Here is an 11,133-nt window from a genome sequence, read left to right on the forward strand (position 1 = left end):
CGGTTTTTTATGTCTGCGCAATTATTTCCGCAAGCGAATCTGGTCGACTGCGTGCTTCTCGCTCTTGGTGAGGATCAGACTTGCGCGTTCGCGCGTCGGCAGGATGTTCTCTTTCAGGTTCACGTAGTTGATCTCATTCCACAGCCCCGTCGCCACCTTAATGGCCTCTTCTTTTGACAGCTGCGCATAGTTATGGAAGTAAGAGTCAGGATCGGTGAACGCGCCTTCCCGGAACTTCAGGAAGCGGTTGATGTACCAGCTCTGGAGAAGATCTTCCGGCGCATCAACATATATAGAGAAATCGACGAAGTCTGAAACGAACACATGATGTGGGTCATGAGGATAATCCATCCCGCTCTGCAGGACGTTTAACCCTTCCAGGATCAGGATATCCGGCTGGACCACCGTTTTATCCCCATCCGGGATACGATCGTAGATCAGGTGTGAATAGACCGGTGCCGTGACGTGAGGCACCCCGGATTTCAGGTCAGAGACAAATTTCACCAGACGGTGCATATCATAAGAGAGCGGGAAGCCCTTCTTCTTCATTAGCCCGCGTTCTTTTAATACTTCGTTCGGGTGCAGGAAGCCGTCGGTGGTAATTAACTCAACGCTGCGGTGTTCAGGCCAGCGGCTCAACAGCGCCTGCAATACGCGCGCGGTGGTGCTTTTACCCACGGCCACGCTGCCCGCAATGCTGATGATATAAGGAATGCGCTGACCGTTCGTTCCGAGGAACTGCTCCAGTACCGCCTGACGGCGCAGGTTGGAGCTGATATAGAAGTTAAGCAAGCGAGAAAGGGGGAGATAAATTTCTGCCACCTCTTCCAGGGACAGATCTTCGTTTATCCCTTTTAACCGTGCGATTTCACCTTCCGTCAGCGTCATAGGGACGGAATCACGCAGGGCAGCCCACTGGCTGCGGTTAAAGTGAAGATAAGGCGTCATTAACGTTTGCTCTTTTTTGCTCATAAGCATGCTTCAGTGAGCCAGCTCAATACTGCCGGATCGTGGCTCATCACACAGTTAATTTTGGACAATGGGCAGGAGGTTAACACCAGATGGCAGGAATAATAAGAAAAAAGATGGAAAGCGCTACGTTACGCGGAAGCCGTCACGCTACGGTGTATCCCGTGCAAACGACCCTTGCATGTTGATTATTTGACCGCGAATGACTACTTTTACAGCGCTTAGTATGCTGTTCGCATAAAATGTGAGCGAAAGAACGTTTTATGCAAATTTTTAGTTGCATGACCGCGCAGGTATCCATAGAATGCGCGCTACTTGATGCCGACTTAGCTCAGTAGGTAGAGCAACTGACTTGTAATCAGTAGGTCACCAGTTCGATTCCGGTAGTCGGCACCATCAAGTCCGGTGGGGTTCCCGAGCGGCCAAAGGGAGCAGACTGTAAATCTGCCGTCACAGACTTCGAAGGTTCGAATCCTTCCCCCACCACCACTTTCTGGCAGCGTAAATGCCGCCGGAGCTGGTTGGAAAAATTAGCCAGCTCAAACTGAAAAAGAGAGAAATCTCTTTTTTTGTTACAGAAAGAACTGGGTAGCCGAGTTTCAGGATGCGGGCATCGTATAATGGCTATTACCTCAGCCTTCCAAGCTGATGATGCGGGTTCGATTCCCGCTGCCCGCTCCAATACGTGCTGATATGGCTCAGTTGGTAGAGCGCACCCTTGGTAAGGGTGAGGTCCCCAGTTCGACTCTGGGTATCAGCACCACTTCACTTCTCCTTCCCGTTTCTCTCTGTTTCAATTTTACTGTATTCAACAATTCAGGCATTTCGCTTGGTTGATGTGGTGATATCACCGATTTATCCGTGTCTTAGAGGGACAATCGATGTCTAAAGAAAAGTTTGAACGTACAAAACCGCACGTTAACGTCGGTACTATCGGCCACGTTGACCATGGTAAAACAACGCTGACCGCTGCAATCACTACCGTTCTGGCTAAAACCTACGGTGGTTCTGCTCGTGCATTCGACCAGATCGATAACGCACCAGAAGAAAAAGCTCGTGGTATCACCATCAACACTTCTCACGTTGAATACGACACCCCGACTCGCCACTACGCACACGTAGACTGCCCAGGCCACGCCGACTATGTTAAAAACATGATCACCGGTGCTGCGCAGATGGACGGCGCGATCCTGGTTGTTGCTGCGACTGACGGCCCAATGCCTCAGACTCGTGAGCACATCCTGCTGGGTCGTCAGGTAGGCGTTCCTTACATCATCGTGTTCCTGAACAAGTGTGACATGGTTGATGACGAAGAGCTGCTGGAACTGGTAGAGATGGAAGTTCGTGAACTGCTGTCTCAGTACGATTTCCCAGGCGACGACACCCCAATCGTTCGTGGTTCCGCGCTGAAAGCGCTGGAAGGCGACGCTGAGTGGGAAGCGAAAATCATCGAACTGGCTGGCTACCTGGATTCTTACATCCCAGAACCAGAGCGTGCGATTGACAAGCCATTCCTGCTGCCAATCGAAGACGTATTCTCCATCTCCGGTCGTGGTACCGTTGTTACCGGTCGTGTAGAGCGCGGTATCATCAAAGTGGGTGAAGAAGTTGAAATCGTTGGTATCAAAGAGACTGCGAAGTCTACCTGTACTGGCGTTGAAATGTTCCGCAAACTGCTGGACGAAGGCCGTGCCGGTGAGAACGTTGGTGTTCTGCTGCGTGGTATCAAACGTGAAGAAATCGAACGTGGTCAGGTTCTGGCGAAGCCAGGCTCAATCAAGCCACACACCAAGTTCGAATCTGAAGTGTACATCCTGTCCAAAGACGAAGGCGGCCGTCATACTCCGTTCTTCAAAGGCTACCGTCCACAGTTCTACTTCCGTACAACTGACGTGACCGGTACCATCGAACTGCCAGAAGGCGTTGAGATGGTAATGCCAGGCGACAACATCAAGATGGTTGTGACTCTGATCCACCCAATCGCGATGGATGACGGTCTGCGTTTCGCAATCCGTGAAGGTGGCCGTACCGTTGGCGCGGGCGTGGTTGCTAAAGTTCTCGGCTAATTGCTGATAACATTTGACGCAATGCGCAATAAAAGGGCATCATTTGATGCCCTTTTTGCACGCTTTCAGATCAGAACCTGGCTCATCAGTGATTATTTTTGTCATAATCATTGCTGAGACAGGCTCTGCAGAGAGCGTATAATCCGAAAAGCGAATGAGCATTTCGATTTGGTTTGCCTCGCAATCGCGGGGTGAAAATGTTTGTAGAATACTTCTGACAGGTTGGTTTATGAGTGCGAATACCGAAGCTCAAGGGAGCGGGCGCGGCCTGGAAGCGATGAAATGGGTAGTGGTAGCCGTTCTGCTGATCGTAGCGATTGTCGGCAACTACCTTTATCGTGACATTATGCTGCCGCTACGCGCGCTTGCAGTGGTAATTCTGATTGCTGCAGCGGGTGGTGTCGCGCTGTTGACGACGAAAGGCAAAGCGACTGTCGCTTTTGCACGCGAAGCGCGTACCGAAGTCCGCAAGGTGATTTGGCCGACTCGCCAGGAAACATTGCACACCACGCTGATTGTAGCGGCGGTTACCGCTGTAATGTCACTGATCCTGTGGGGACTGGATGGTATTCTGGTTCGCCTGGTATCCTTTATCACTGGCCTGAGGTTCTGAGATGTCTGAAGCCCCTAAAAAGCGCTGGTACGTCGTTCAGGCGTTTTCCGGTTTTGAAGGCCGCGTAGCAACGTCGCTGCGTGAGCATATCAAATTACACAACATGGAAGAGTTATTTGGCGAAGTTATGGTTCCGACCGAAGAAGTGGTTGAGATCCGTGGCGGCCAGCGTCGCAAAAGCGAGCGCAAATTCTTCCCGGGTTACGTGCTGGTTCAGATGGTTATGAACGACGCGAGCTGGCACCTGGTGCGCAGCGTACCGCGCGTGATGGGCTTTATCGGCGGCACGTCTGACCGTCCGGCGCCAATCAGCGACAAAGAAGTTGATGCGATTATGAACCGCCTGCAGCAGGTGGGTGATAAGCCGCGTCCGAAAACGCTGTTTGAGCCGGGTGAAATGGTTCGTGTTAATGACGGTCCGTTTGCTGACTTTAATGGTGTGGTTGAAGAAGTGGACTACGAGAAGTCCCGCCTGAAAGTCTCCGTCTCTATCTTCGGTCGTGCGACCCCGGTAGAACTGGACTTTGCTCAGGTAGAGAAAGCCTAAGCAGCGATCAAAAAAGCGACGATTTAATCGTTGCACAAGGCGCGAGATTGGAATACAATTTCGCGCCTTTTGTTTTTATGGGTCTCGGCCCGTAAAACGAATTTTATTCACGGGGAGCCTCCCTGAGGCGCTATTACCCAATCAGAGGATTTTAGAATGGCTAAGAAAGTACAAGCCTACGTCAAGCTGCAGGTTGCAGCTGGTATGGCGAACCCAAGTCCACCAGTTGGTCCAGCTCTGGGTCAGCAGGGTGTGAACATCATGGAATTCTGTAAAGCGTTCAACGCCAAAACCGAATCCCTGGAAAAAGGTCTGCCAATCCCAGTTGTAATCACTGTTTACGCTGACCGTTCTTTCACTTTCGTTACCAAAACCCCTCCAGCAGCAGTTCTGCTGAAGAAAGCGGCGGGTATCAAGTCTGGTTCCGGTAAACCGAACAAAGACAAAGTGGGTAAAATTTCCCGCGCTCAGCTGCAGGAAATCGCGCAGACCAAAGCTGCCGACATGACTGGTGCCGACATTGAAGCGATGACTCGCTCCATCGAAGGTACTGCACGTTCCATGGGCCTGGTAGTGGAGGACTAAGAAATGGCTAAACTGACCAAGCGCATGTCCGTGATCCGTGACAAAGTTGATGCGACCAAACAGTACGACATCAACGAAGCTATCGCTCTGCTGAAAGAACTGGCTACTGCTAAGTTCGTTGAAAGCGTTGACGTTGCTGTTAACCTGGGCATCGATGCTCGTAAATCTGATCAGAACGTTCGTGGTGCAACTGTACTGCCACACGGTACTGGCCGTTCCGTTCGCGTAGCTGTATTTACTCAGGGTGCTAACGCAGAAGCTGCTAAAGCTGCTGGCGCTGAACTGGTAGGTATGGAAGATCTGGCTGACCAGATCAAGAAAGGCGAAATGAACTTCGACGTTGTTATCGCATCTCCAGATGCAATGCGCGTTGTTGGCCAGCTGGGCCAGGTTCTGGGTCCACGTGGCCTGATGCCAAACCCGAAAGTGGGTACTGTAACGCCTAACGTTGCTGAAGCGGTTAAGAACGCTAAAGCAGGTCAGGTTCGTTATCGTAACGACAAAAACGGCATCATCCACACCACCATCGGTAAAGTGGACTTTGACGCTGACAAACTGAAAGAAAACCTGGAAGCTCTGCTGGTTGCGCTGAAAAAAGCAAAACCAACTCAGGCGAAAGGCGTGTACATCAAGAAAGTTAGCATCTCCACCACCATGGGTGCAGGTGTTGCAGTTGACCAGGCTGGCCTGAGCGCTGCTGCAAACTAATGCCTTTACGTGGGCGGTGATTTTGTCTACAATCTTACCCCCACGTTTGCTAACAAAAGTTAGCGGCTAAAAGAATTGTTCGTTGGAGCCTGGCCTAATCCAGGCCTCCGTCGAAGACCGCAGGTGTTTCGCAAGAGACTTAATCCCCTGCGTAGACGGTGACAGAACGCTAAGATTATTTTTGGATATTCTGGCTTGTTTCTGCTCACCGTATTAAGACGCTCTTTCCGTTTGGGAGAGTGAAGTGAGTTCCGGAACATGAGTTCCGGCAAACATCCAGGAGCAAAGCTAATGGCTTTAAATCTTCAAGACAAACAAGCGATTGTTGCTGAAGTCAGCGAAGTAGCCAAAGGCGCGCTGTCTGCAGTAGTTGCGGATTCCCGTGGCGTTACTGTAGACAAAATGACTGAACTGCGTAAAGCAGGTCGTGAAGCTGGCGTATACATGCGTGTTGTTCGTAACACCCTGCTGCGTCGCGTAGTTGAAGGTACTCCTTTCGAGTGCCTGAAAGACACGTTTGTTGGTCCGACCCTGATTGCATACTCTATGGAACACCCGGGCGCTGCTGCTCGTCTGTTCAAAGAGTTCGCGAAAGCGAATGCAAAATTTGAGGTCAAAGCTGCAGCCTTTGAAGGTGAGTTGATCCCGGCATCGCAAATCGATCGCCTGGCAACCCTGCCGACCTACGAAGAAGCAATTGCACGCCTGATGGCAACCATGAAAGAAGCTTCGGCTGGCAAACTGGTTCGCACTCTGGCTGCTGTTCGCGATGCAAAAGAAGCTGCTTAATCGCAGTTATCTTTATAAAGCATTTGCTTACGTATAAACTTATTCTGATTTTCAGGAACAATTTAAATGTCTATCACTAAAGATCAAATCATTGAAGCAGTTGCCGCTATGTCCGTAATGGACGTTGTAGAACTGATTTCTGCAATGGAAGAAAAATTCGGTGTTTCTGCTGCTGCCGCTGTAGCTGTTGCTGCTGGCCCAGCTGCTGACGCTGCTGAAGAAAAAACTGAATTCGACGTAATTCTGAAAGCTGCAGGCGCTAACAAAGTTGCTGTTATCAAAGCAGTACGTGGCGCAACTGGCCTGGGTCTGAAAGAAGCTAAAGACCTGGTAGAATCTGCTCCAGCTGCGCTGAAAGAAGGCGTGAGCAAAGACGACGCAGAAGCACTGAAAAAATCTCTGGAAGAAGCTGGCGCTGAAGTTGAAGTTAAATAAGCCAACCCTTCTGGTTGCAGCCTAAGCAATTAGGCTGATGGCTGGTGACTTTTTAGTCACCAGCCTTTTTGCGCTGTAAGGCATCAGTAGCATTTCACACTGTTTGACTGCTGATTGTCCTGACAATGCATGTTTCTATCGACGACTTAATATATTGCGACAGGGTGCTCGCTCTGTGTAAATCGCGACGAAATGATTTAAGCGTGATAGCAACAGGTATTGCGGAAAGTATTCAATTTTCCGGTCCACAAAATGGTGTTGCACAAACTGTCCCTTCGTCGGACAGATGGGTCGACTTGTCAGCGAGCTGAGGAACCCTATGGTTTACTCCTATACCGAGAAAAAACGTATTCGTAAGGATTTTGGTAAACGTCCACAAGTTCTGGACATTCCATATCTCCTTTCTATCCAGCTTGACTCGTTCCAGAAGTTTATCGAGCAAGATCCTGAAGGGCAGTACGGTCTGGAAGCCGCCTTCCGTTCCGTGTTCCCGATTCAGAGCTACAGCGGTAACTCCGAGCTGCAGTACGTCAGCTACCGCCTTGGCGAACCGGTGTTTGACGTTCAGGAATGTCAGATCCGTGGCGTGACCTATTCCGCACCGCTGCGCGTAAAACTGCGTCTGGTGATCTACGAGCGCGAAGCGCCGGAAGGCACCGTAAAAGACATTAAAGAACAAGAAGTCTACATGGGTGAAATTCCGCTCATGACAGACAACGGTACTTTCGTTATCAACGGTACTGAGCGTGTTATCGTTTCCCAGCTGCATCGTAGCCCGGGCGTCTTCTTCGACAGCGATAAAGGTAAAACACACTCTTCCGGTAAAGTACTGTATAACGCACGTATCATTCCTTACCGTGGTTCATGGCTGGACTTCGAGTTCGATCCAAAAGACAACCTGTTTGTCCGTATCGACCGTCGTCGTAAGCTGCCTGCAACCATCATTCTGCGTGCGCTGCAATATACCACTGAGCAGATCCTGGACCTGTTCTTTGAGAAAGTGATCTTTGAAATCCGCGACAACAAGCTGCAGATGGAGCTGGTGCCGGAACGTCTGCGTGGTGAGACCGCGTCGTTCGACATCGAAGCCGACGGCAAAGTGTATGTGGAAAAAGGTCGCCGTATCACCGCGCGCCACATCCGCCAGCTGGAAAAAGATGATATCAAACACATCGAAGTTCCGGTTGAGTACATTGCAGGAAAAGTAGCCGCGAAAGATTACGTTGATGAATCAACTGGCGAGCTGATCTGCCCGGCTAACATGGAGCTGAGCCTGGATCTGCTGGCTAAGCTGAGCCAGTCTGGCCACAAACGTATCGAAACGCTGTTCACCAACGATCTGGACCACGGTCCTTATATCTCTGAGACTATCCGCGTCGACCCAACGACCGATCGTCTGAGCGCGCTGGTTGAAATCTACCGCATGATGCGTCCTGGTGAGCCACCAACTCGCGAAGCGGCTGAAAGCCTGTTCGAGAACCTGTTCTTCTCCGAAGACCGCTACGATTTGTCCGCGGTAGGTCGTATGAAGTTCAACCGTTCTCTGCTGCGTGATGAGATCGAAGGTTCCGGTATCCTGAGCAAAGACGACATCATCGAAGTGATGAAGAAGCTCATCGATATCCGTAACGGTAAAGGCGAAGTGGACGATATCGACCACCTCGGCAACCGTCGTATCCGTTCCGTAGGCGAAATGGCGGAAAACCAGTTCCGCGTTGGCCTGGTACGTGTTGAGCGTGCGGTTAAAGAGCGTCTGTCTCTGGGCGATCTGGATACCCTGATGCCTCAGGATATGATCAACGCCAAGCCGATTTCTGCGGCAGTGAAAGAGTTCTTCGGTTCCAGCCAGCTGTCTCAGTTCATGGACCAGAACAACCCGCTGTCTGAGATTACGCACAAACGTCGTATCTCTGCACTCGGCCCAGGCGGTCTGACCCGTGAACGTGCAGGCTTCGAAGTTCGAGACGTACACCCGACGCACTATGGTCGCGTATGTCCAATCGAAACGCCTGAAGGTCCAAACATCGGTCTGATCAACTCCCTGTCCGTGTACGCACAGACAAACGAATACGGTTTCCTCGAAACGCCGTATCGTAAAGTGACCGACGGTGTTGTAACCGACGAAATTCATTACCTGTCTGCTATCGAAGAAGGCAACTACGTTATCGCTCAGGCGAACTCCAACCTGGATGACGAAGGCCACTTTGTAGAAGATCTGGTTACCTGCCGTAGCAAAGGCGAATCCAGCTTGTTCAGCCGCGACCAGGTTGACTACATGGACGTATCCACCCAGCAGGTGGTATCCGTCGGTGCGTCCCTGATCCCGTTCCTGGAACACGATGATGCCAACCGTGCATTGATGGGTGCGAACATGCAACGTCAGGCCGTTCCAACTCTGCGTGCTGATAAGCCGCTGGTTGGTACCGGTATGGAACGTGCTGTTGCCGTTGACTCCGGTGTTACTGCAGTTGCTAAGCGTGGCGGTACCGTTCAGTACGTTGACGCATCCCGTATCGTTATCAAAGTTAACGAAGACGAGATGTATCCGGGCGAAGCGGGTATCGACATCTACAACCTGACCAAATACACCCGTTCTAACCAGAACACCTGTATCAACCAGATGCCTTGTGTATCTCTGGGTGAGCCAGTTGAGCGCGGCGACGTGCTGGCAGACGGTCCGTCCACCGACCTCGGTGAACTGGCGCTCGGTCAGAACATGCGCGTAGCGTTCATGCCGTGGAACGGTTACAACTTCGAAGACTCCATCCTCGTCTCCGAGCGTGTGGTTCAGGAAGATCGTTTCACCACCATCCACATTCAGGAACTGGCATGTGTGTCCCGTGACACCAAGCTGGGGCCAGAAGAGATCACGGCCGACATCCCTAACGTGGGTGAAGCAGCGCTCTCCAAACTGGATGAATCCGGTATTGTTTACATCGGTGCGGAAGTGACCGGCGGTGACATTCTGGTTGGTAAGGTGACGCCGAAAGGTGAAACCCAGCTGACGCCAGAAGAGAAACTGCTGCGTGCCATCTTCGGTGAGAAAGCGTCTGACGTTAAAGACTCTTCTCTGCGCGTACCAAACGGTGTTTCCGGTACGGTTATCGACGTTCAGGTCTTCACCCGTGATGGCGTTGAGAAAGATAAACGTGCGCTGGAAATCGAAGAAATGCAGCTCAAGCAGGCCAAGAAAGACCTGTCTGAAGAACTGCAGATCCTCGAAGCAGGTCTGTTCAGCCGTATTTATGCGGTGCTGGTTGCCGGTGGCGTTGAAGCTGAGAAGCTCGACAAACTGCCACGCGATCGCTGGCTGGAACTGGGCCTGACCGACGAAGAGAAACAGAATCAGCTGGAACAGCTGGCTGAGCAGTATGACGAACTGAAACACGAGTTCGAGAAAAAACTCGAAGCGAAACGCCGCAAAATCACTCAGGGCGACGATCTGGCACCAGGCGTGCTGAAGATTGTTAAGGTGTATCTGGCCGTTAAACGTCAGATCCAGCCTGGTGATAAGATGGCAGGTCGTCACGGTAACAAGGGTGTTATCTCTAAGATCAACCCGATCGAAGATATGCCGCACGATGCTAACGGTACTCCGGTAGATATCGTACTGAACCCACTGGGCGTACCGTCTCGTATGAACATCGGTCAGATTCTGGAAACCCACCTGGGTATGGCTGCGAAAGGTATCGGCGACAAGATCAACGCCATGCTGAAACAGCAGCAGGAAGTCGCGAAACTGCGCGAATTCATCCAGCGTGCCTACGATCTGGGTACCGACGTTCGTCAGAAAGTCGACCTGAACACCTTCAGCGATGAAGAAGTGCTGCGTCTGGCAGAGAACCTGCGCAAAGGTATGCCAATTGCAACGCCGGTCTTCGACGGTGCAAAAGAAGCTGAAATTAAAGAGCTGCTGCAACTGGGTGGTCTGCCAACGTCTGGTCAGATTACGCTGTTTGACGGCCGTACCGGTGAACAGTTTGAGCGTCCGGTAACCGTAGGTTACATGTACATGCTGAAACTGAACCACCTGGTCGACGACAAAATGCACGCTCGTTCTACCGGTTCTTACAGCCTGGTTACTCAGCAGCCGCTGGGTGGTAAGGCACAGTTCGGTGGTCAGCGCTTCGGGGAGATGGAAGTGTGGGCGCTGGAAGCATACGGCGCGGCATACACCCTGCAGGAAATGCTCACCGTTAAGTCTGATGACGTGAACGGTCGTACCAAGATGTATAAAAACATCGTGGACGGCAACCATCAGATGGAACCGGGCATGCCAGAGTCCTTCAACGTACTGTTGAAAGAGATTCGTTCGCTGGGTATCAACATCGAACTGGAAGACGAGTAATTCTCGCTCAAACAGGTCACTGGTGCCGGGTTAACCCCCGGCACCGGATTGTGCTAACTCCGACGGGAGCAAA

General features: G+C 51.5%; 9 protein-coding genes and 4 tRNA genes. 12 read left to right on the forward strand and 1 reads right to left on the reverse strand.

Going from position 1 to position 11,133, the window contains the following annotated elements; translation table 11 throughout:
• Positions 1-21: 21 nt before the first annotated feature.
• On the reverse strand, positions 22-972 hold the full coding sequence (coaA, locus tag L3068_RS00875; protein WP_014882061.1) for a type I pantothenate kinase: 951 nt from the start codon (positions 970-972) through the stop codon (positions 22-24).
• Positions 973-1,289: 317 nt separating this feature from the next.
• Between coaA and L3068_RS00880 the strand changes: the two genes are divergently transcribed.
• From L3068_RS00880 to rpoB, 12 genes are all read left to right on the forward strand, one after another.
• Positions 1,290-1,365, forward strand: a tRNA-Thr gene (locus L3068_RS00880).
• Between the two features lie 8 nt (positions 1,366-1,373).
• A tRNA-Tyr gene (locus L3068_RS00885) sits at positions 1,374-1,458 on the forward strand.
• 117 nt (positions 1,459-1,575) lie between these two features.
• A tRNA-Gly gene (locus tag L3068_RS00890) sits at positions 1,576-1,650 on the forward strand.
• A 6-nt stretch (positions 1,651-1,656) separates the two neighbouring features.
• Positions 1,657-1,732 (forward strand) — tRNA-Thr (locus L3068_RS00895).
• Positions 1,733-1,850: 118 nt separating this feature from the next.
• Positions 1,851-3,035 carry an elongation factor Tu gene (tuf, locus tag L3068_RS00900; RefSeq protein WP_013094997.1) on the forward strand — a complete coding sequence of 395 codons (1,185 nt, stop codon included), beginning with the start codon at positions 1,851-1,853 and terminating at the stop codon, positions 3,033-3,035.
• A 229-nt stretch (positions 3,036-3,264) separates the two neighbouring features.
• The gene (gene secE, locus L3068_RS00905) at positions 3,265-3,648 is read left to right on the forward strand and encodes a preprotein translocase subunit SecE (protein WP_013094999.1); all 384 of its coding nucleotides are present in this window, start codon (positions 3,265-3,267) and stop codon (positions 3,646-3,648) included.
• Position 3,649: 1 nt separating this feature from the next.
• Positions 3,650-4,195 carry a transcription termination/antitermination protein NusG gene (gene nusG / locus L3068_RS00910; protein WP_003862341.1) on the forward strand — a complete coding sequence of 182 codons (546 nt, stop codon included), beginning with the start codon at positions 3,650-3,652 and terminating at the stop codon, positions 4,193-4,195.
• Positions 4,196-4,351: 156 nt separating this feature from the next.
• Positions 4,352-4,780 (forward strand): 50S ribosomal protein L11, encoded by a 429-nt coding sequence (rplK, locus tag L3068_RS00915; protein ID WP_008503452.1) that lies wholly within the window; start codon positions 4,352-4,354, stop codon positions 4,778-4,780.
• 3 nt (positions 4,781-4,783) lie between these two features.
• On the forward strand, positions 4,784-5,488 hold the full coding sequence (gene rplA, locus L3068_RS00920) for a 50S ribosomal protein L1 (RefSeq protein ID WP_013095000.1): 705 nt from the start codon (positions 4,784-4,786) through the stop codon (positions 5,486-5,488).
• 291 nt (positions 5,489-5,779) lie between these two features.
• Positions 5,780-6,277: a 50S ribosomal protein L10 gene (gene rplJ, locus L3068_RS00925; protein WP_004097644.1), complete on the forward strand. Its 498-nt coding sequence runs from the start codon at positions 5,780-5,782 to the stop codon at positions 6,275-6,277.
• 66 nt (positions 6,278-6,343) lie between these two features.
• A complete protein-coding gene (rplL, locus tag L3068_RS00930) occupies positions 6,344-6,712 on the forward strand; it encodes a 50S ribosomal protein L7/L12 (protein WP_014882064.1) in 369 nt (122 codons plus the stop codon).
• A gap of 319 nt (positions 6,713-7,031) precedes the next feature.
• A complete protein-coding gene (gene rpoB / locus L3068_RS00935; RefSeq protein ID WP_014882065.1) occupies positions 7,032-11,060 on the forward strand; it encodes a DNA-directed RNA polymerase subunit beta in 4,029 nt (1,342 codons plus the stop codon).
• The last annotated feature ends 73 nt before the right edge of the window (positions 11,061-11,133 follow it).

The organism is Enterobacter cloacae complex sp. ECL414 (assembly GCF_021869685.1).
In the GTDB taxonomy this organism is placed as follows: Bacteria; Pseudomonadota; Gammaproteobacteria; order Enterobacterales; family Enterobacteriaceae; genus Enterobacter; species Enterobacter kobei.

What these genes read in the sequence shown, in the direction of transcription:
- coaA (WP_014882061.1), bottom strand. Translation starts at nt 972, where the DNA reads ATGAGCAAAAAAGAGCAAACGTTAATGACGCCTTATCTTCACTTTAAC.
- tuf (WP_013094997.1), top strand. Translation starts at nt 1,851, where the DNA reads ATGTCTAAAGAAAAGTTTGAACGTACAAAACCGCACGTTAACGTCGGT.
- secE (WP_013094999.1), top strand. Translation starts at nt 3,265, where the DNA reads ATGAGTGCGAATACCGAAGCTCAAGGGAGCGGGCGCGGCCTGGAAGCG.
- nusG (WP_003862341.1), top strand. Translation starts at nt 3,650, where the DNA reads ATGTCTGAAGCCCCTAAAAAGCGCTGGTACGTCGTTCAGGCGTTTTCC.
- rplK (WP_008503452.1), top strand. Translation starts at nt 4,352, where the DNA reads ATGGCTAAGAAAGTACAAGCCTACGTCAAGCTGCAGGTTGCAGCTGGT.
- rplA (WP_013095000.1), top strand. Translation starts at nt 4,784, where the DNA reads ATGGCTAAACTGACCAAGCGCATGTCCGTGATCCGTGACAAAGTTGAT.
- rplJ (WP_004097644.1), top strand. Translation starts at nt 5,780, where the DNA reads ATGGCTTTAAATCTTCAAGACAAACAAGCGATTGTTGCTGAAGTCAGC.
- rplL (WP_014882064.1), top strand. Translation starts at nt 6,344, where the DNA reads ATGTCTATCACTAAAGATCAAATCATTGAAGCAGTTGCCGCTATGTCC.
- rpoB (WP_014882065.1), top strand. Translation starts at nt 7,032, where the DNA reads ATGGTTTACTCCTATACCGAGAAAAAACGTATTCGTAAGGATTTTGGT.